A 20185-nucleotide genomic window follows, 5' to 3' on the forward strand; every position below is an offset into this window, starting at 1 on the left:
CAAAGAAGCAAGCTTCTTCCTGTTACCGTTCGACTTGCATGTGTTAGGCCTGCCGCCAGCGTTCAATCTGAGCCATGATCAAACTCTTCAATTAAAAAGTTTAATGCTTGTCTCAACTGATTGATTTTCGATTAATCGAATTGACTGTTCATTCGAACACTCTTCAATAAGTTGATAATTTTTTATCTCAACTCACTGCGAGTGCCCACACAGATTGTCTTGCTAATTGTTAAAGAGCTGTCACTTGCCTGACTTGCTTGAAGCTTTTGCCCCGAAGCGGATGCGCATTTTAAGGATCTTCAGGTTTGAGTCAACCCCTGTTTTGAAACTTTTTCGATCTTTTCGACTCAGACTGCTTATTTATTCATCTAATTCAATGTAACAGACTGAATTAATTTCATTTAATTTTTTCTAGCATAAAAACTCTAACGATCATTAAAGTGTTGTTTAAGGATCTATCGGTTAATCGTACAGATTTAAACTAGGAGAAATGGATGACAGGTAAGCAACGTGCCCAGCAGATCTTCATCATTGCCATATCAGCGATCGAAAAAGCGCTGTTGGTTTTTATTGCGTTAGCGACGCTTGTCGCGATAGCAATTGAGATTCGCCATATTATCGATTCGCAAAACGTCCACCTAAGCGACATCTTACTACTGTTTATCTATTTGGAAGTGATGGCGATGTCGCGATTGTACGCAGAGCTTGGACGCGTGCCGGTACGCTACCCTATATACATAGCGATCATTGCATTAGCGCGTTACCTGACGTTAGCAACGAAAGAAATGGAGGCGTTGAGTGTGTTCTGGATTGCAGCGGCAATGCTAGTAATGGTGTTAGCCACTATCGGGTTAAGGCTGGGTCACCGTTACTTTCCATATGAAACAGACAAGGTTGACAAAACTTAGACACAAAAAAGCCGGGCGAACCCGGCTTTTTCAAAGTGATGTTGCTTACTCTTCAGTAGCTGCTTCAGTTGCTTCTTCTTCAGCAACTTCAGGGCGATCTACTAATTCAATGTAAGCCATAGGTGCATTGTCACCAGCGCGGAAGCCACACTTGAGAATACGAGTGTATCCACCTGGGCGCTCTTGGTAACGAGGACCTAATTCATTAAACAGTTTACCGACAACTTCTTGATCGCGAGTGCGAGCAAAAGCTAAGCGACGGTTAGCAACGCTGTCTGACTTAGACAGGGTGATCAATGGTTCGATCACTCGGCGCAGCTCTTTCGCTTTTGGCAGTGTTGTCTTGATCACTTCGTGACGTACCAGCGAGCTTGCCATGTTACGGAACATAGCTTGGCGATGGCTGCTGTTACGGTTCAGTTGACGACCACTCTTGCGATGGCGCATGATCTTTTCCTTCTAACTCAGTTTACTTCGGTATCTGGTTATTCACCGTCAGCAATGCTGGCAGGTGGCCAGTTTTCTAGGCGCATGCCCAGAGACAGACCGCGAGATGCCAAAACATCTTTGATTTCAGTGAGTGACTTCTTACCCAAGTTAGGGGTTTTCAGCAACTCAACTTCAGTGCGTTGTACCAGATCACCAATGTAGTGAATCGCTTCTGCTTTCAAACAGTTAGCAGAGCGAACGGTGAGCTCGAGATCGTCGACAGGACGCAATAGAATCGGATCGAATTCTGGTTTCTCTTCTTTCTGCTCCGGCTCGCTGATATCACGCAGCTCGACGAATGCTTCAAGTTGTTCAGCCAGAATGGTTGCCGAACGGCGGATCGCTTCTTCAGGATCCAAAGTACCGTTGGTTTCCATATCGATAACCAGCTTGTCCAAGTTAGTGCGCTGTTCAACACGCGCCGCTTCCACATTGTAAGCAATGCGGCGAACTGGACTGTAAGATGCGTCTACCAACAAGCGGCCAATTGGACGCTCATCTTCTTCGTTATCACCACGAGCGGATACTGGCACATAGCCACGACCACGCTCGACAACGATACGCATGCTGATTTCACCTTCACCAGTCAAGGTGCAGATGACGTGTTCTGGGTTTGCGATTTCAACATCACCGTCGTGGGTGATGTCGCCTGCTACAACCGAGCCTGCACCACTCTTAGTCAGGGTTAATACTGCTTTGTCTTTACCAGACAACTTAACGGCCAAGCCTTTAAGGTTCAGCAGGATTTCGATGATGTCTTCAAGTACACCTTCTTTAGTGCTGTACTCGTGTTGTACACCATCAATTTCTACTTCAGTCACCGCCACACCGGGCATAGATGACAGCAGAATACGACGAAGAGCGTTACCCAAGGTATGACCGAAACCACGCTCAAGTGGCTCCAGGGTGACTTTTGCACGAGTGGTAGATACCTGCTCGATGTCAACCAACCTAGGTTTGAGAAACTCTGTAACAGACCCCTGCATTTGTGTCCTCTCTTTAAATTAAGCGTTTAAGCTTTACTTAGAGTACAGCTCGACGATCAGCTGTTCGTTAATATCGGCAGACAAGTCAGCACGCTCAGGGTTGCGCTTAAATACGCCTTCCATTTTGCTTGCTTCAACTTCTAGCCAAGTTGGCTTTTCACGTTGCTCAGCCAGTTCCAAAGCAGCTTTAATACGCGCTTGGTTCTTAGCTTTTTCGCGAACAGCAACTACATCTTCAGGACGAACCTTGAAAGATGGGATGTTGACTACTTTGCCGTTTACCACAATACCTTTGTGGCTAACTAGCTGACGCGCTTCTGCACGTGTCGCTGCATAGCCCATACGATAAACTACGTTATCTAGGCGACCTTCCAGCAAAACAAGCAGGTTTTCACCTGTGTTGCCAGTAATGCGAGCAGCTTCTTTATAGTAGTTGCGGAATTGCTTTTCCAGAACGCCATACATACGACGAACTTTTTGCTTTTCGCGCAACTGTACACCGTAGTCAGACAGACGCGGTTTACGCGCACCGTGTTGACCTGGCGCATTGTCGATCTTGCACTTGGTGTCGATTGCACGAACACCACTTTTCAGAAACAGATCTGTGCCTTCACGACGGCTAAGTTTGAGCTTAGGACCCAAATATCTTGCCATGTTCTTTCTCCAATATCCGTAAGCGGGGCGTTATACGCGGCGCTTTTTAGGCGGACGACAACCATTGTGAGGAATCGGCGTAACATCAACAATGTTGGTGATGCGGTAGCCAGTAGCGTTCAAAGCACGGATCGCAGACTCACGGCCTGGACCTGGACCTTTCACGAATACTTCCAGATTCTTCACGCCATATTCTTGCGCTGCAGTACCAGCACGTTCGGCAGCAACCTGGGCCGCGAACGGAGTCGATTTACGAGAACCGCGGAAGCCAGAGCCACCTGCAGTTGCCCACGACAACGCATTACCTTGACGATCAGTGATAGTCACGATGGTGTTGTTGAAAGACGCATGGATGTGAGCCATGCCGTCAGGAATCTGCTTTTTGACGCGTTTACGCGTACGAGTTGGTTGTTTAGCCATTTTAAAACCTCTTCCCGATTACTTTTTGATCGGCTTGCGCGGACCCTTACGGGTACGGGCGTTAGTCTTCGAACGCTGACCACGCACAGGAAGGCTACGACGGTGGCGGATACCACGGTAGCAACCCAAGTCCATCAGGCGTTTGATGTTCAGCGTAACTTCACGACGGAGGTCACCTTCAACGGCGTACTTACCAACTTCGTCACGCAGCTTATCGATAGTTGCTTCATCCAACTGACCGATTTTGGCGTCTTCGGCAACACCAGTCGCAGCACAGATATCTTGTGCGCGGGTGCGGCCAATACCGTAAATTGCAGTCAATGCAATTACAGCGTGTTTATTGTCAGGGACGTTAATGCCGGCTATACGGGCCATTAACAGCACTCCTCTATTTATGGGTCATTGATTTGAAAAGCCCGTAAGGATACTCAACCAATAACCTGTTTGCAAATCAGGCAAGCCGTTTTATTGGCTTGCCCACTTTTCGTCCGATTAGCCTTGGCGTTGTTTATGCTTCGGCTCGCTGCAAATCACTCGAACAACGCCGCGGCGTTTGATGACTTTGCAGTTACGGCACATTTTCTTGACGGATGCGCGAACTTTCATTCTTAAACTCCGTTAATTAACCAACCCGACCTTAACGGCCGTAGTTTTTAAGGTTGGCTTTGCGAAGTACAGATTCATACTGACTTGACATCATATGAGTCTGCACCTGGGCCATGAAATCCATAATTACCACGACGATAATGAGCAGCGATGTACCACCGAAGTAGAACTGCACATTCATGGTAATGAGCATGAACTCAGGGACCAGACAAACTAATGTAATATACAGTGCACCGGCCAAAGTAAGACGAGTCATTACCTTGTCGATGTAGCGAGATGTTTGCTCACCAGGACGAATCCCAGGAATAAACGCGCCGGACTTCTTCAAGTTATCTGCAGTTTCACGCGGGTTGAAAACCAACGCCGTGTAGAAGAAGCAGAAAAAGATAATCGCAGCTGCATACAACATCACGTACAGCGGTTGACCTGGTTGCAGCGTCAAAGACACTTGCTGCAGGATTTCCGCAACCATGCTGTCACCTTGGCCAAACCAGCTTGCCGCTGTGGCTGGGAACAGAATGATACTAGAAGCGAAGATTGGCGGAATAACACCAGCCATGTTCACTTTCAGTGGTAAGTGAGTGCTTTGTTGTGCAAACACCTGGCGTCCTTGCTGACGCTTAGCATAGTTCACAACGATGCGACGCTGACCACGCTCAACGAACACCACGAAGAAGGTTACAACGAACACGATTGCTGCAATCAGTAGCAATACGATGGCGTTCATTTCACCTTGACGGGCTTGTTCGATGGTCTGACCGATAGCTGAAGGCAAGCCTGCAACAATACCGGTGAAAATCAGAATCGAAATACCGTTACCTATACCACGCTCGGTGATCTGCTCACCAAGCCACATCAGGAACATAGTACCGGTGACCAAGCTGACTACTGCTGTGAAGTAGAAGCCAAAACCAGGGTCAACCACCAAACCTGGCATCAGGTTTGGCAGGCCGGTGGCAATACCAACGGCCTGGAAGGTACCAAGTACCAACGTGAAGTAGCGGGTGTACTGGCTAATCTTACGACGGCCAGCTTCACCTTCTTTCTTCAATTCAGCAAATGGCGGGTGCACAACCGTCAACAACTGCATGATAATCGAAGCCGAAATATACGGCATGATTCCCAATGCGAAGACGGAGGCACGCTCAAGAGCACCACCGGAGAACATGTTAAACATCTCAACGATGGTACCGCGCTGCTGATCGAACAAGTCAGCAAGAACCGAGGCATCAATACCAGGGATGGGTACAAATGAGCCCGCCCGGAACACGAGAATCGCGCCCAACACAAAGAGGAGGCGAGAACGTAATTCGCTCAAACCACCTTTCGCACTATTCAAGTCCAATCCTGGTGTAGCCATTGATCCTTATTCCTCGACTTTGCCACCAGCTGCTTCAATTGCAGCCTGTGCACCTTTAGTTACAGCGATACCTTTCAGGTTCACCGCTTTGGTCACCTCACCTGAAAGCACAACTTTAACGTACTTAGTTGTACCTTTAATCAGGTTGGCTGCGCGCAGTGCATTCATGTCAACCACTTCGGCTTCCACTTTGTTCAATTCGTGAGTACGAATCTCTTCGCGAGCCAATTGCTTGCGAGAAGTGAAACCAAATTTAGGCAGACGTTGTTTCAGAGGCATTTGACCGCCTTCGAAACCAGCGCGAACGCCGCCGCCAGAACGTGATTTTTGACCTTTATGACCACGACCGCCGGTCTTACCAAGACCAGAACCGATACCACGACCAACGCGTTTACCAGTAGGCTTTGAACCTTCAGCTGGAGATAGAGTATTCAAACGCATTATTCGCCCTCCACCTGTACCATGTAGTAAACCTTGTTGATCATGCCGCGAACTGAAGGAGTATCTTCCAGTTCTACAGTGTGACCAATGCGACGCAGACCCAGACCAGTCAGGGTTGCTTTGTGCTTAGGCAAGCGGCCGATAGAGCTTTTCACCTGAGTCACTTTCAATGTTTTCTTCGCCATGATGCCTTACCCCAGAATTTCTTCTACAGATAGGCCACGTTTCGCAGCGACTTGCTCTGGTGAGTTCATGTTCACCAGTGCATCGATTGTTGCACGCACAATGTTGATTGGGTTGGTAGAGCCATAGGCTTTAGACAGAACGTTCTGTACGCCAGCTACTTCCAACACAGCACGCATTGCGCCACCGGCGATAATACCGGTACCTTCAGATGCAGGCTGCATGTAAACGCGCGAACCAGTGTGACGGCCCTTAACTGGGTGCCACAACGTGTTGCCGTTCAACTCAACTTTTTGCATGTTGCGACGGGCTTTTTCCATCGCTTTTTGGATCGCAGCAGGTACTTCGCGGGCTTTACCATAACCAAAGCCAACACGACCTTTGCCGTCACCAACTACTGTTAGAGCGGTGAAGCTGAAGATACGACCACCTTTAACCGTTTTTGCTACACGGTTTACGGCAATCAATTTCTCCAGAAACTCGCCTTGTTGCAATTCAGCTTTTGCCATTATCGACTCCTTAGAACTGCAGGCCGGCTTCGCGAGCTGCTTCTGCAAGCGCTGCTACACGACCGTGATACTTAAAGCCAGAACGATCAAAGGCTACAGTGGTAACTTCTTTTGCTAAAGCGCGCTCAGCAATGGCTTTACCCACAGCTTTAGCAGCTTCAACGTTACCGGTAGACTTCAGGCCTTCGCTTAGTGCTTTCTCTACAGTAGAGGCAGCAGCTAGGACTTCTGAGCCGTTTGGCGCGATCAACTGAGCATAGATGTGGCGTGGGGTACGGTGTACCACCAAGCGCGTTGCACCCAACTCGCTGATTTTTGCGCGGGCGCGTGTGGCGCGGCGCAAACGAGATACTTTCTTATCCATCGCGATACCTTACTTCTTCTTAGCTTCTTTACGACGAACGTGCTCGTCATCGTAACGAATACCTTTGCCTTTATAAGGTTCGGGCTTACGGTAAGCTCGAATGTTTGCAGCAACTTGACCAACCAACTGCTTATCAACGCCTTTCAGCACGATTTCAGTTTGAGATGGACATTCCGCTGTAACACCTTCAGGCAACTCGTGATCGACTGGGTGAGACAAGCCCAAAGCCAGGTTTACAACCTTGCCTTTAACCTGTGCACGATAACCAACACCGTTCAGCAACAATTTGCGAACGAAGCCCTGGCTTACACCAGTAACCATGTTGTTTACCAACGCACGAGCTGTACCTGCTTGTGCCCAAGCACCGTCAACACCTTCACGACCAGCGAAAGTCAAAGCATTTTCTTCTTGCTTAACTTCAACGCCTGCGTGGATAGTGCGAGACAAAGTGCCTTGACCACCCTTGATAGTCAGATCTTGACCTTTCAACGTAACTTCAACGCCGGCAGGGATCTGAACTGGAGCTTTTGCTACTCGAGACATCCTCTACCCCTTACGCTACGTAGCCGATGATCTCACCGCCCATGCCCGCTTTACGCGCAGCACGGTCAGACATCACGCCTTTAGAAGTGGACACGATAGAAACACCCAAACCAGCCAGTACTTTAGGTAGGTCGCCTTTCTTCTTATAAATACGAAGACCAGGACGGCTTACGCGCTGGATAGTTTCGATAACTTCTTTACCTTGGAAGTACTTAAGAACTACTTCCAACTCTGGCTTCGCTTCGCCAGCCACTGAATAATCAGTGATGTAGCCTTCTTCTTTCAAAAGTGCAGCAATAGCAACTTTCAATTTTGAAGACGGCATTTTTACCGCAACTTTCTTGGCCGCCTGGCCGTTACGGATGCGAGTGAACATGTCCGCAATCGGATCTTGCATACTCATATGTATTTACTCCCGTGAACGACAGATTACCAAGAAGCCTTACGCAGGCCAGGAACTTCACCACGCATCGCTGCTTCACGCAGTTTGATGCGGCTCAAGCCGAACTTACGCAGGTATGCGTGTGGACGGCCAGTCACGTTACAGCGGTTACGCTGACGTGAAGGGCTGCTGTCACGTGGCAAGCCTTGAAGTTTCAAGACTGCATCCCAACGCTCTTCTTCAGAAGTCGCTGGGCTTGCGATCGCAGCTTTCAGTGCCTGACGCTTTTCAGCGTATTTAGCAACTAGTTTGGCGCGCTTTGCTTCGCGTGCCTTCATGGATTGTTTAGCCATAACCCTGTCCTTACTTGCGGAATGGGAAGTTAAAAGCAGCCAACAGAGCACGGCCTTCTTCGTCAGAACCGGCAGTCGTAGTAATGGTAATGTCCATACCACGAATCTTGTCTACTTTGTCGTAGTCGATTTCTGGGAAGATGATTTGCTCACGTACGCCCATGCTGTAGTTACCGCGGCCGTCAAAAGACTTAGCGCTAACGCCGCGGAAGTCGCGGACACGAGGTAGAGCGATGCAAATCAGGCGCTCCAAGAATTCCCACATGCGCTCGCCGCGCAGGGTGACTTTACATCCAATTGGGTAGCCTTCACGGATTTTGAAGCCGGCAACTGACTTGCGAGCTTTGGTCACTACAGGTTTTTGACCGGCGATAGACGCCATGTCAGCAACTGCGTTTTCCAAAACTTTCTTGTCAGCTAGAGCTTCACCAACACCCATATTAAGGGTGATTTTTTCAACCCGAGGGACTTGCATGATACTGCTGTAACCGAACTCTTTAAGAAGAGCTGGTGCAACAGTCTCGTTGTAGTACTCATGCAGTTTCGCCATCGTAATACTCCGAATTAGCTGATTACTTGATTAGTCGACTTGAAGAAACGAACTTTTTTGCCGTCTTCAACTCGGAAACCTACACGATCTGCTTTGCCAGTTTCGGCGTTGTAGATCGCTACATTAGAAACGTCAATTGCCGCTTCTTTTTCAATGATGCCGCCCTCAACCTGTAGGTATGGGTTTGGCTTCTGATGCTTCTTGACGATGTTAACGCCTTTAACAAGGACTTTGCCCGCTTCAACTAAGACTTGCTCGACTTCGCCGCGCTTGCCTTTGTCTTTACCGGCCAAAACGATAACTTCATCGCCTTTATGGATTTTCGCTGCCATGATTGATTCTCCTTACAGCACTTCTGGCGCCAGAGAGACGATTTTCATGAACTTCTCAGAGCGAAGTTCACGCGTCACTGGACCGAAGATACGAGTACCGATCGGCGCATGGTTGGCGTTCAACAGAACGGCCGCGTTACGATCGAATTTAATCAGAGAACCGTCTTGGCGACGAACACCCTTTCTGGTTCGCACTACAACGGCATTCAGAACATCACCTTTTTTAACTTTACCGCGAGGAATTGCTTCCTTCACAGAAACTTTGATGATGTCACCAATGCCGGCATAGCGGCGGTGTGATCCACCGAGAACCTTAATACACATCACGCTGCGAGCGCCGCTATTGTCAGCTACGTCCAGCAGGGTCTGCATTTGGATCATTTCAGTGCTCCGCTATTTACTTTACGTAAAACAAAAGATCCGGGCCCGTTCGAGCTCGGATCGTGGCTGCCTTTTTACAAGGGCGCCGAAGTATACCACCGGATTTGTGAGATGGGTAGTGGAAATTTGAACTAACTTTTAGCGCCGGGTAACGCTTTCGAAATAGCTTTTCTGATCGTTTCTCTTGCCGATTGTGGGCTTGCTACTTTGAAGTTATGGGATGCAAAAGTAACTATAGTGATTAGGCATCAAGCAAAGTGATTATATTACCGAGATTATTAGCAACGAAGATCTATCCATTGGTGAAGCTAATACGCACCCCATCATGGCCATTATCAGATGCGATGCTACTGCTGAGGTAGGCGTACTCATTTGAGATGTTGTTACGGATAGTACACGCGGTCGTTGACTATAAGCCCTAACTCCTTACTTCAAAAAAAATGTTTAACGCTACTGCTCCTGCCAACAGTAACAGAAAGACTACGCTGTCTACCCCCCAAAAGGACCCGAGCTTTCCAAACCAAAAGGAAGTTAGCATAGCTGGTAAAATCGCTCTTTGGGTTCTGGTCATAGTGTCTCCTGTAAATGCTCCAGAGCAAAAATGGGGGCTTCAATAATGCATGGTTTTTGCACAGTGCTGACCTGGCTAATGTTTTGTAAACATTCGAGTAGAGTCAGGCTACCTTTTTTTGTGGCTTCGTTAGGTGGGTAATCCAAGTTTGAGAGCTATATCGCGCAATGGAATCCCATTGACAATGCTCTCGTGGCTTAATGCACTCCGCACTTCCAATGGTCGGTTGTCGAATGCAACCTCGCTTTTCGATAATAAAAACACCTAGTAACTAAGTTTCTACGCGAACTAATGTGCACAGCGGCGCAGACAACTTAGCAATACCAAGGCACAAAGTCATACCTAATAGATAACTTACGTCAGCATCAACCTTATATGACGACAAAACGCGGTCTAAAAGTAACCATGAAGGTACACCAAGAATACACGTAGCCAAAAGTGATGAAACTATACTCTCCGTGAGCCTAGCCTGACAGTGGTCGCAGTCGATAGTTCCAGCTTTGATCAGCTTAACTCTCTCTTTTAAATCAACAGGGGCGTTACAGCACGGGCAATTTACAACGAAGATATCTTTAAACATAAACCGGATCTCACTTGTTTGGGCGTGAGCATGCTGCTCACGCCCAAGAGTTTTTTGTTAAGAAGTAATTAATGTTTTAAGCCCATCATATAGAGCGCCGCCACCGACAGCTTGCGCCCCAAAACGGACTGCCCGATAAGTTCTATAAGCGTGGACAGCACCTACTCCAACCCAGTATAAAGCTACGAATCCACCCTTTACCTCAGACAGTTCACTCTCTTTTAATTCTTTCATAACAATTTCCTTTTGTAGTTACGTTTAACATTCCCGCACCGCGCGGGAATTCATGCAACAGCTCCAAGCTGTTGTTTAATTTGTTGCGTGACGTCTTCTATGCCATCACGTGTTAAATGCAAAATCCGGTCTGCTGAAATCATCGTTTCTGGACGATGAGCAATGATCACTCGGGTAATATTAAGTTCGGCGATGGCTTGGTTTACTGCATGCTCTGAATTTAGATCAAGATGACTAGTCGCTTCGTCGAGAAGGAGAATTTTTGGCTGCTGATACAAAGCTCTTGCCAGTAAGATACGTTGCTTTTGACCACCTGATAAACTGCTACCCATATCACCGATGAGGCTGTTGTAATTCATCGGCATAGCCATGATGTCTTGATGAACCGCAGCCATTTGAGCACAGTTGGCGATTCGCTCCATATTCAACTCATCACTGAAAAATGAGATGTTGTCGGCAATGGAGCCCGATAACAATTGGTCGTCTTGCATCACCGAAGCTATTTGACGACGGTAATGTGTCATACATAAGTGGGGTAATTCATGGTCATCAACAGATATCACCCCCTGAGAAACGGGCAACAAACCCAGTAGCGCTTTGACCAAGGTCGATTTGCCAACGCCTGAAGGTCCAATTAAAGCAACCGACTCTCCCGCTTCCACGGCAAACGACACCCCGTTGAACAAGTAAGGTTCTCCTTGGTGGTAGCGAAAGCCAACATTGTTAAACTCGATGCGGCCCTTTATCTCGGGTTTCAAGCCTTGTTCATTGACTGCTTCTTTTGGTGTTAAGGCAATATCCGCCAAGCGTTCCATATGCAGCCCTAGCATTTTGAATTGGATGAGCTTCTCAATGAGATTGGCAAAACGCTCAGTAAACTGCTGCTTATAAGCAATAAAGGCAAACAGCATACCCACCGTAAACTGACCATCCATAACCAACAACGCGGCGAGATAGATAACGATAACGTTCTCGAGACCAAACAGCAGCTGATTAGCACTAACGAATCCCAGCTCCAATTGGCCAATACGAATATTGGCGTTAAGCGTATCGGCAAAGCGATTTTGCCACAGCGATTGCCGCTGAGTTTCCGCGCCAAACAAACGAACCGTTTGAATCGCTCGAACTGTCTCAATGAAATGGCTGCTTTCTTTCGCTTGATTGCCAATAGCCTCCTCATTCTTTTGCCGCAGTGGCTTGAACAGCACAAGTCGAATTGCCGTAAACAAGGCAACGGCAGCCAACACCACCAAAGCCAGTTTGACGCTGTAGACAAACAGCATAATGAGCACGGCTAGCGCCATCACGCCATCGATTAATGCTTCAACAACGCCGGTGGTTAGGAACTCTTTGACTTGTTGCAATGATCCAAAACGAGAGATGACATCACCAATATGGCGACTTTGGAAGTAACTAACGGGCAGCCTGACCAAATGACGAAAAAGATTGGCGGCAACTTGAATGTTAAGCATGGAGCTAAAGTGCAATACCACGAATCCTCGCAGCAAGTTCGTAGCCATACTCGATAACGTGATAAGGCCAAAACCGATAGCAAGAATTAATAGCAGGTCTTGGTCATGGCTAAGCAGGACATCGTCCACGACTAACTGGGAATAGTATGGCGACGCCAACGCAAGCGCTTGCAACACCACAGATAGAATAACTAATCGAGATAGAGCCGATTTAAAGCCACTGATATTGCTCCACAGCTGAGAGAGCTTGAGCCGTTCTTTCACCCGATACTTTTTGAATTCGCTCGTTGGCGATAGTTCAAGGGCGATACCGGTAAAGTGATTGCCTAACTCCGCTAATTTTAGTTTTCTCTCCCCAACGGCTGGATCATGGATAGTGATTGAATCTCTACTCACGCTCTTTAAAACGACAAAGTGATTCATATCCCAATGCAAAACACATGGAGTTTGGAGCTTGCACAAGTGATCAAGATCGAGCTGCAACGCACGCCCTGACATGCCCAGATGACCTGCCAACTGAATAAGTTGCTGCAGGCTCAGACCTCGTTGCGCACCTCCGATTTGCTTACGTAAGCTCGACAAACTTTGCGCGCAGCCATGATAACCCGCAATCATCGCAATGCATGCTAACCCGCACTCCGACACCTCAGTTTGTAAAACCATCGGCAAGTTGCGCCAACCAAAAAACTTTACCTGCTGATTTGCGGCGGTGACCGTTGCTTCTGTCATACTCGTCCCCTCAAGCTATATAGCGGGTCAAGCAACCAATCGAGTAGATTTCGGGTATCAAGAACGATATCAGCTTCGAGCATCATGCCAGCTTGTAATGGCAGACGTTTACCATAAGCGGATATGTATTGCTGCTCTAGTTCAACGATCACTCGATAGACAGGTTCTTGTAACCGAACCGGTAATTTCGCTTCATCAGGACTGACGATTGATTTGGAGATCACAGCCAACTCACCATCAGCGATACCAAACCGCTGATGAGGAAAAGCATCAAAACGAAGCCTAGCCAGTTGCCCCTTCTCGACAAAACCTGCTGCGCGAGTCGGCAACCAAAGCTCAGCGTACAAAGTCGCATCGTCTGGCAATACCGATAACAACGGCATCGTCGCAACGAGCGATTCACCTTCCTTTACTTGTATGGCCGAGACCGTGCCGTCTGCGGCTGCCCGCAACACTAATCGATGATTCGTTTCTTCAGTCAGCGACTGATGTTTAAGTGCTGCGATCTGACGTTGTAACTCCAAGTGTTTGTTGTTGTATTCAAAAGGCGCTTGAACCAGCTTGTAGTCAATTCGCTTGAGCGACAATCGACTCTTCACAACCAGCGCTTTTAATTGCTGAAGTTCTTGCTTCGCGACTAGAACACGTTGTTTATGCTGTAAATAATCACTTTTAGTGACATGACCAGCTTGAAAAACTCGCTCCATATCGTCCAGTTGACTACGAAACAGTGCTTCTCTGGCTTCAAGTGCCGTTTGTTGCTGCTGCATTTCATCAAGCTCTAACTGCAGAAAACTCTTGGTTGATTCAAGCTCTTCTAACTGCTCACTATGCAGCGCATGGAGTTCTTGTTGCTGTTGCTCTAGAACCGCAATTTGCTGTAGCAGTTGGCCAAGACGCTCTGTGCCAGCGTCATCTCCTGTCATTAGCGATTGCTCAGAGACAAAAGTTATTAGCGCGTCACCCTTGGCAACCCAGTCTCCTTCAGCAACATGAAGTTTTTCGATCTTACCGACTCTCGGAGCGTAGGTTTTGAGCACGCCCATGTCGGGCACTAGATAACCCTTTACGACTTCTTTGCGGGTGTAGTCGCCAAGCCAAAGAAATACCAAACTGACGACTAGCAACAATAGTAGGAAGCCGGTGAGGGTCGAAAATGCAACTGGCTGGGAGACGATGACATCACCAGTCAAGCGATCTTTTTGATGGGTAACGGCTTGTTTTCTAAACAAACCTTTAGGGTTGGAGTCTGGCATCATACGTCCTTGTAATCTCTTTTGCTGTGGGTACAAAAGCCTGATTACAACTTCATCTTCCTGATGAAAACCAGCTTGTGATTAAGAAAAGATCATCAGTTATTTATCGTCAATTTTTTTGTTGCATATTTTTTGTACAAATGTATCAAGATCACATTTTTTAGTTAGATAAGCCGATTTTGACAGCTCAAGCCATTGCTCAAGCAAGTAAAAACCACAAAAAAAGCAAGGCTTTAGCCTTGCTTTTTTATTGCGAGATTTTGAAGCGTTTAACTAGGCTTCGAACGGATGTTTCCGAATGATGGTTTCGACTCGGTCTGGACCAGTTGAGACGATATCGATTGGAATTTCCAATAACTCTTCCAAGCGATTGATGTAATTCAATGCTGCTTGTGGCAATTGCTCCAATGACTTGACACCAAAAGTGTTGTCATCCCAGCCAGGCATGCTCTCGTACACAGGCGTCGCTTCTTCATAGCCTTCAGCAGCCAGCGGCGGAACATCAACAACCGAGCCATCAGCCATTTGGTAACCAGTACAAATTTTCACTTCTTTCAAGCCGTCAAGAACATCGAGCTTGGTCAAGCAAAGACCAGTCAGGCTGTTAATTTGAATTGCTCGGCGCATGACTACGGCGTCAAACCAGCCACAACGACGTTGGCGACCTGTGGTGGCACCGAATTCATGACCTTTTTCACCGAGGTATTGGCCAACTTCGCACTCCAGTTCTGTTGGGAATGGACCACCACCAACGCGCGTCGTGTAAGCCTTAACGATACCCAGAACATAGTCCAAATGACATGGACCAAAACCAGCACCGGTTGCTACGCCGCCAGCAGTGGTATTTGAGCTGGTAACAAACGGATAAGTACCATGGTCAATATCAAGTAAAGTGCCTTGAGCCCCTTCAAACATGATTTTGTCGCCGTTCTTACGCGCTTTATCCAGTACGTCAATGACGTCAACTGTCATCGCCTTCAACGTATCAGCAACTGCGAGTGCGCCTTCAAGCACTTCGTCATAGCTGACTTCAGGTGCTTTATACAACTCACGCAGAGCAAAGTTGTGATATTCCATCACCACTTTCAGTTTCTCGGCGAACATCTCTTTGTTGAACAAATCGCCTACGCGTAGACCGCGACGAGACACTTTGTCTTCGTATGCAGGACCAATACCACGACCTGTGGTACCAATTGCTTTTTTGCCTAAGGCTTTTTCGCGGGCCGCGTCGATTGCAATATGGAAAGGCAAAATCAGAGGGCAAGCTTCGCTAATAAATAGACGCTCTTTGGCCGGTACACCGCGCTCTTCGAGCATGGCGATTTCGGTGAACAAAGCGTCGGGTGACAGTACTACACCATTACCGATAATACACTTGACGTTGTCACGTAAGATGCCAGATGGGATCAGGTGGAGGACGGTTTTCTCGCCGTCGATTACCAGTGTGTGGCCCGCATTGTGGCCACCCTGATAGCGCACCACATAACTTGCTTGATCGGTCAGTAAGTCAACGATCTTGCCTTTGCCCTCATCACCCCATTGGGTGCCGAGAACCACAACATTATTGCTCATGCTTGAACTCTTGAATTGGTCGGTTAAACGCAGGAAAGGGCCGGATTTTAGCAGAAAATAACCAGATTGATCACCTTATTTGTGACCTCGCATGGTATGAGCAGTTGCGGTTTGCTGTAGGCGCCTTACTCCATAGGGGTTTCAGTAAAATGAATCAGTGATTGAAGCGATGACGATAACCAACACAATTCAATATTTAATCGATAAAAGCTATCAAGGAAATGGAAACAATCAATTTTACCAAGTCCACTGAAGCCGTTATGCTTGATTCATCTTTTGTTCAGAGGACTTTCTCATGTTTGCTGTTATTTTCGGCCGCCCTGGCTGCCCATACTGTGTTCGCGCCAAACAACTGGCTGAGCAACTTACTGAAGCTCGCGATGACTTTAAATTCCGTTACGTCGACATTCACGCAGAAGGTATTAGCAAGGCTGACTTGTCAAAAACCGTAGGTCACGAAGTAGAAACAGTGCCGCAAATCTTCTTAGATGAAAAACACATTGGCGGCTGTACCGACTTTGAACAAATAGTGCGGGACAACGGCTGGGTTTAAGCCAGCGTTTGATAGCCATAAAAAAGATGCCCGAGGGCATCTTTTTTTACATTGGCGTATTGGTTACTTACCAGTCGGATCCTTCATGTATCTAAAGAACTCACTATCTGGTTCGATCACCATCATGTCGCCACCTTGGCCAAAGCTCTTTTGATACGCCTGCAAGCTGCGGAAGAACGCATAGAACTCAGGATCTTGACCATAAGATTCGGCGTAAATGGCCGCCGCTTCGGCATCACCAGCACCACGAAGTTCCAGTGCTTGACGGTCGGCATCTGCCAGCATCACCGTCACTCGAGCATCGACGTCAGCGCGAATCGCTTCAGCTTTCTCACGACCTTGTGAACGGTGTTCCCGAGCCACGGCGGTCCGCTCAGCTCGCATCCGTTGGAAAATCGAATTACTGACTTCAGATGGCAAGTTGATTTGCTTGACTCGCACATCAATCACCTCGATCCCCAGCTCTTGAGCACCCTCAGCAACCTGTGCCAGGGCATTTTCCATCAGCTCGCTACGCGTGCCAGACACGATCTCTCGGATGGTGCGGCTACCAAACTCAGTACGCAAACCGTTGCTGATACGACGTTTTAGCAGCGACTCTGCGCGGAAAAAGTCACCACGAGTCGACAAGTAAAACTTTGAAAAGTCACTGATACGCCATTTCACATATGAGTCAACGATCAAATCTTTTTTCTCTGACGTAACGAAGCGGTCAGCACGATCGTCTAGGGTCTGAGTACGGGCATCGAGGTAACGAACGGTGTCGATAAACGGCACTTTGATGTGCAGGCCCGGTTCATGGACCAAGGTATCGCCAGTGCCATCAATACGTTGCACCTTACCGAAACGAATAGTAATCGCACGTTCACCTTCTTCAACAACGAACAAAGAAGAGAAACCGGCCAGAATAAATGCTGCTAGAGCAATGAGTAATACAGGTCTCATTTAGTTTCTCCCTCCATTGTTAAAACGGTCAGTACGTTCGCGAGAACTGTTTGGGCTAGAACCAACGCCAACAGGCGCGCGCTGATTAGAGCGAGAATTTGGTTCTATAAACGAATTACCAGTTGCGCTTTGCGGAGCGCCTTTGGTCATTCGGTCAAGTGGCAAGTACATCAAGTTATTACCACTTTCGACATCAACCAATACTTTATTGCTGTTGCCATATACCTGTTCGATCGTTTCTAGGTATAGGCGTTTGCGAGTCACTTCTGGCTGCGCTTTGTACTCTGGCAAAATCTGGTTGAAGCGAGCGACATCACCCTGTGCATCAAGAACTTTCTTTTGCTTGTATGCATTGGCATCTTCAAGAATACGCTTAACTCGACCACGCGCTTGCGGCTCCACTTCACGAGCATAAGCTTCGGCTTCACGGACGAAACGCTCTTCGTCCTCTTGCGCCGCAATAGCATCGTCGAACGCGTCTTTCACTTCCTCTGGCGGACGGGCTAACTGCACGTTGAGATCGATAATCTCCAAGCCTGTTTCATACGGTTCGATAATGCTCGCCAGTTCTTCCCAGGTTTCAGCCCGGACTTGCTCCCGGCCACTGGTTAAGACGTTATCCATGGTGTTATGGCCAACAACGTAACGCAACGCACTGTCCATCGCTTGAAGCAATGTGTCTTCAGGATTCATGACGTTGTATAGGTAGCGATATGGGTCGGTGATGCGGTACTGAACATCCATTTCAATGCGAACCACGTTCTCATCTTTGGTGAGCATGAAACCACTGGTTGGCATTGAGCTGACCGAGCGCACATCTACAGGCGTCACTTCATCAATAAAGGTCGGCTTCCAATGCAGGCCTGGCTGGACGTTTTCGGAGAATTCACCGAACCGAAGTTTAACGCCCAACTCAGCTTCGCGAACGGTATAAAGGCCACTGAAGCCCCACACCAATACCGCGATAATGACAGCTAAACCTCCGCCAAATTTCATCACTTCGGAGTCGTTGCCGCCTCCGCGGCGCCCTCCGCCAAACTTGCCGCCGAGTTTTTTCGACAAGTTGCTCAGCACCTCATCTAAATCCGGTGGTCCCTGATTACCCGACTGTTTCCCTTTCCAAGGGTCATTCGGTTTTTTACCGCCCGGTTCGTGCCAGGCCATCATGGATTTTTTCATAGTTATATTAATGTCTCTCCGACATTTCCAGATCCAAGGGTTATTCAGAAATAATGTAATCTTCCGCTTGCGGACAGTCACGTTTGACTAACGCCCGCCAATCATTTTTTGGCATACGAATCAGCAACTCTGACTCGCCTTGCTCAGTGTAATGTTCGTTTTGCACAACATGACGCTGGTAGAGCATACCTCTCAACTTGCCTTGAGCTGGCGGAATACGCAAGGTGTATTCAACCATGGTACGTCCTAATCGTTCTTGCAGCGCTTGAAACAATAAATCGATACCCAAACCTTGTTGAGCCGAAACCCATACGCGCCAAGGCATGCCATTTTCGTCTCTATCGATACGTGGAACTGCGCCTTCGAGCAAATCAATTTTGTTACAGATCATAAGTACGGGTACTTCGCCCGCATCGATCTCATCTAACACGATGTTGACTTGGTCGACATTATCGGCGAAACGATCATCAGCGCCATCGTAGACGTGGAGCAGTAAGTCTGCTTCTTGGGTCTCTTGCAGCGTGGCTTTAAAAGCAGCGACTAAATCGTGAGGCAAGTGACGAATAAAGCCAACAGTGTCGGCCAGGATAGTCGGGCCTACGTCAGCAACATCGATTTTACGTAAGGTCGGGTCGAGCGTTGCGAATAGCTGGTCAGCAGCATAAACACCCGCTTCGGTCACGCGATTGAACAAAGTTGATTTACCAGCATTGGTGTAGCCAACTAACGACACCGTAGGCACCTCAGCCCGCTTACGCGAGCGGCGACCTTGCTCACGCTGCTTGGCGACTTTGTCCAGTCGTTTGAGAATGTGGTCAATACGTCCGCGGATTAAACGACGGTCCGTTTCCAACTGGGTTTCACCCGGGCCACGCATACCAATACCACCTTTCTGGCGCTCTAGGTGAGTCCAGCCCCGAACTAAGCGGGTTGAAAGATGGCGCAGCTGCGCTAGCTCGACTTGCAATTTGCCTTCGTGGGTCCTTGCTCGCTGCGCAAAGATATCCAAAATCAGTCCGGTGCGCGGCAACACGCGACACTCACACAACTTTTCAAGGTTGCGCTCTTGGGCTGGCGATAAGGCATGATTGAAAATGATGATGTTGGCTTCGTACAGCTTGACAGCTTGAGCGATTTCCTCGGCTTTACCACCACCAACGAAATACTTAGGGTGTGGCGCTTTGCGGGATCCGCGCACCACCCCTTTTACCTCAACGCCAGCCGACTCGACCAACATTTCCAGTTCGCGCAAATCCTCGCGCTCGTGCTCATCCGAGAAGTCAATGTGAACTAATACAGCCTGTTCACCGGCTTGATAACGATCAAACAACCAATCGACTCCTTCGCGTTACGCGATTATTCGGCACCACTGTCAGAATCAGACTTGCCCGGCCCTGAGTGCTGTTGAGTCACATGCGACACCGGACGAGCAGGCACAACTGTAGAAATGGCATGCTTATAAACCATTTGATTAACAGTGTTTTTTAGCAGAATGACAAACTGGTCAAAAGATTCAACTTGGCCCTGAAGTTTGATGCCATTTACCAAATAAATTGAAACAGGAATACGCTCTCTGCGCAGCGCATTCAAAAACGGGTCTTGTAAAGATTGCCCTTTAGCCATGGAAATAGTT

The 20185-nt window shown here is 48.1% G+C and carries 27 protein-coding genes and 1 rRNA gene; 2 read left to right on the forward strand and 26 right to left on the reverse strand.

Annotated elements, in window-relative coordinates:
• Positions 1-94 (reverse strand): 16S ribosomal RNA (locus CBE68_RS17745); the annotation flags it as partial.
• 400 nt (positions 95-494) lie between these two features.
• On the opposite strand from CBE68_RS17745, the gene CBE68_RS17750 reads away from it, so the two are divergent.
• Positions 495-908, forward strand: a complete 414-nt coding sequence (locus tag CBE68_RS17750; protein ID WP_087507561.1) for a phosphate-starvation-inducible protein PsiE — start codon at positions 495-497, stop codon at positions 906-908.
• A gap of 45 nt (positions 909-953) precedes the next feature.
• Here the strand turns inward: CBE68_RS17750 and rplQ are convergent, their stop codons facing one another.
• The 21 genes from rplQ to CBE68_RS17850 form a co-directional block, all read right to left on the reverse strand.
• Positions 954-1355: a 50S ribosomal protein L17 gene (gene rplQ, locus CBE68_RS17755; RefSeq protein ID WP_087507562.1), complete on the reverse strand. Its 402-nt coding sequence runs from the start codon at positions 1353-1355 to the stop codon at positions 954-956.
• 38 nt (positions 1356-1393) lie between these two features.
• Entirely contained in the window at positions 1394-2383 is a 990-nt protein-coding gene (locus CBE68_RS17760; RefSeq protein WP_087507563.1) for a DNA-directed RNA polymerase subunit alpha, read from the reverse strand.
• 33 nt (positions 2384-2416) lie between these two features.
• The gene (gene rpsD, locus CBE68_RS17765; RefSeq protein WP_087507564.1) at positions 2417-3037 is read right to left on the reverse strand and encodes a 30S ribosomal protein S4; all 621 of its coding nucleotides are present in this window, start codon (positions 3035-3037) and stop codon (positions 2417-2419) included.
• A 30-nt stretch (positions 3038-3067) separates the two neighbouring features.
• Entirely contained in the window at positions 3068-3457 is a 390-nt protein-coding gene (gene rpsK, locus CBE68_RS17770) for a 30S ribosomal protein S11 (protein WP_087507565.1), read from the reverse strand.
• Positions 3458-3475: 18 nt separating this feature from the next.
• Entirely contained in the window at positions 3476-3832 is a 357-nt protein-coding gene (rpsM, locus tag CBE68_RS17775; protein ID WP_087507566.1) for a 30S ribosomal protein S13, read from the reverse strand.
• Between the two features lie 117 nt (positions 3833-3949).
• Positions 3950-4063, reverse strand: a complete 114-nt coding sequence (gene rpmJ, locus CBE68_RS17780) for a 50S ribosomal protein L36 (protein WP_087507567.1) — start codon at positions 4061-4063, stop codon at positions 3950-3952.
• Between the two features lie 31 nt (positions 4064-4094).
• Positions 4095-5423 (reverse strand): preprotein translocase subunit SecY, encoded by a 1329-nt coding sequence (secY, locus tag CBE68_RS17785; protein WP_087507568.1) that lies wholly within the window; start codon positions 5421-5423, stop codon positions 4095-4097.
• 6 nt (positions 5424-5429) lie between these two features.
• Positions 5430-5864 (reverse strand): 50S ribosomal protein L15, encoded by a 435-nt coding sequence (gene rplO / locus CBE68_RS17790; protein WP_087507569.1) that lies wholly within the window; start codon positions 5862-5864, stop codon positions 5430-5432.
• Complete coding sequence (rpmD, locus tag CBE68_RS17795) at positions 5864-6049, reverse strand: 50S ribosomal protein L30 (protein ID WP_087507570.1); 186 nt, start codon at positions 6047-6049, stop codon at positions 5864-5866. Before rpmD ends, rplO begins: the two co-directional genes overlap by 1 nt.
• Before the next feature lie 6 nt (positions 6050-6055).
• Positions 6056-6556, reverse strand: coding sequence for a 30S ribosomal protein S5 (gene rpsE, locus CBE68_RS17800; protein ID WP_087507571.1), 501 nt, complete (start codon positions 6554-6556; stop codon positions 6056-6058).
• Positions 6557-6566: 10 nt separating this feature from the next.
• The gene (gene rplR, locus CBE68_RS17805; RefSeq protein WP_087507572.1) at positions 6567-6920 is read right to left on the reverse strand and encodes a 50S ribosomal protein L18; all 354 of its coding nucleotides are present in this window, start codon (positions 6918-6920) and stop codon (positions 6567-6569) included.
• A gap of 9 nt (positions 6921-6929) precedes the next feature.
• Complete coding sequence (gene rplF, locus CBE68_RS17810; protein ID WP_087507573.1) at positions 6930-7463, reverse strand: 50S ribosomal protein L6; 534 nt, start codon at positions 7461-7463, stop codon at positions 6930-6932.
• Between the two features lie 10 nt (positions 7464-7473).
• Complete coding sequence (gene rpsH, locus CBE68_RS17815; RefSeq protein WP_087507574.1) at positions 7474-7866, reverse strand: 30S ribosomal protein S8; 393 nt, start codon at positions 7864-7866, stop codon at positions 7474-7476.
• A gap of 26 nt (positions 7867-7892) precedes the next feature.
• Positions 7893-8198, reverse strand: coding sequence for a 30S ribosomal protein S14 (gene rpsN, locus CBE68_RS17820; RefSeq protein WP_087507575.1), 306 nt, complete (start codon positions 8196-8198; stop codon positions 7893-7895).
• A gap of 10 nt (positions 8199-8208) precedes the next feature.
• Positions 8209-8748, reverse strand: a complete 540-nt coding sequence (gene rplE, locus CBE68_RS17825) for a 50S ribosomal protein L5 (RefSeq protein WP_087507576.1) — start codon at positions 8746-8748, stop codon at positions 8209-8211.
• A 14-nt stretch (positions 8749-8762) separates the two neighbouring features.
• The gene (gene rplX, locus CBE68_RS17830; protein WP_087507577.1) at positions 8763-9080 is read right to left on the reverse strand and encodes a 50S ribosomal protein L24; all 318 of its coding nucleotides are present in this window, start codon (positions 9078-9080) and stop codon (positions 8763-8765) included.
• Positions 9081-9092: 12 nt separating this feature from the next.
• On the reverse strand, positions 9093-9461 hold the full coding sequence (gene rplN, locus CBE68_RS17835; protein WP_087507578.1) for a 50S ribosomal protein L14: 369 nt from the start codon (positions 9459-9461) through the stop codon (positions 9093-9095).
• 1208 nt (positions 9462-10669) lie between these two features.
• Positions 10670-10846, reverse strand: a complete 177-nt coding sequence (locus tag CBE68_RS18810) for a hypothetical protein (RefSeq protein WP_158100664.1) — start codon at positions 10844-10846, stop codon at positions 10670-10672.
• A gap of 50 nt (positions 10847-10896) precedes the next feature.
• Complete coding sequence (locus tag CBE68_RS17840) at positions 10897-13047, reverse strand: peptidase domain-containing ABC transporter (protein WP_229744808.1); 2151 nt, start codon at positions 13045-13047, stop codon at positions 10897-10899.
• A complete protein-coding gene (locus tag CBE68_RS17845; RefSeq protein ID WP_158100665.1) occupies positions 13044-14303 on the reverse strand; it encodes an HlyD family efflux transporter periplasmic adaptor subunit in 1260 nt (419 codons plus the stop codon). Before CBE68_RS17845 ends, CBE68_RS17840 begins: the two co-directional genes overlap by 4 nt.
• A gap of 273 nt (positions 14304-14576) precedes the next feature.
• Positions 14577-15875, reverse strand: a complete 1299-nt coding sequence (locus CBE68_RS17850; protein ID WP_087507580.1) for an adenylosuccinate synthase — start codon at positions 15873-15875, stop codon at positions 14577-14579.
• A 295-nt stretch (positions 15876-16170) separates the two neighbouring features.
• On the opposite strand from CBE68_RS17850, the gene CBE68_RS17855 reads away from it, so the two are divergent.
• Entirely contained in the window at positions 16171-16428 is a 258-nt protein-coding gene (locus CBE68_RS17855) for a GrxA family glutaredoxin (RefSeq protein WP_087507581.1), read from the forward strand.
• Between the two features lie 63 nt (positions 16429-16491).
• On the opposite strand, the gene hflC is transcribed toward CBE68_RS17855, so the two are convergent.
• The 4 genes from hflC to hfq are packed head-to-tail and all read right to left on the reverse strand — an operon-like array spanning position 16492 to position 20175.
• Positions 16492-17373, reverse strand: a complete 882-nt coding sequence (gene hflC / locus CBE68_RS17860; protein ID WP_087507582.1) for a protease modulator HflC — start codon at positions 17371-17373, stop codon at positions 16492-16494.
• On the reverse strand, positions 17374-18537 hold the full coding sequence (gene hflK / locus CBE68_RS17865) for an FtsH protease activity modulator HflK (protein WP_087507593.1): 1164 nt from the start codon (positions 18535-18537) through the stop codon (positions 17374-17376).
• A 55-nt stretch (positions 18538-18592) separates the two neighbouring features.
• The gene (gene hflX, locus CBE68_RS17870) at positions 18593-19882 is read right to left on the reverse strand and encodes a ribosome rescue GTPase HflX (protein WP_087507583.1); all 1290 of its coding nucleotides are present in this window, start codon (positions 19880-19882) and stop codon (positions 18593-18595) included.
• 26 nt (positions 19883-19908) lie between these two features.
• Positions 19909-20175: an RNA chaperone Hfq gene (gene hfq / locus CBE68_RS17875; protein WP_087507584.1), complete on the reverse strand. Its 267-nt coding sequence runs from the start codon at positions 20173-20175 to the stop codon at positions 19909-19911.
• Positions 20176-20185: the final 10 nt, after the last annotated feature.

It is taken from the genome of Neiella marina (assembly GCF_002165625.1).
Classification (GTDB): Bacteria; Pseudomonadota; Gammaproteobacteria; order Enterobacterales; family Neiellaceae; genus Neiella; species Neiella marina.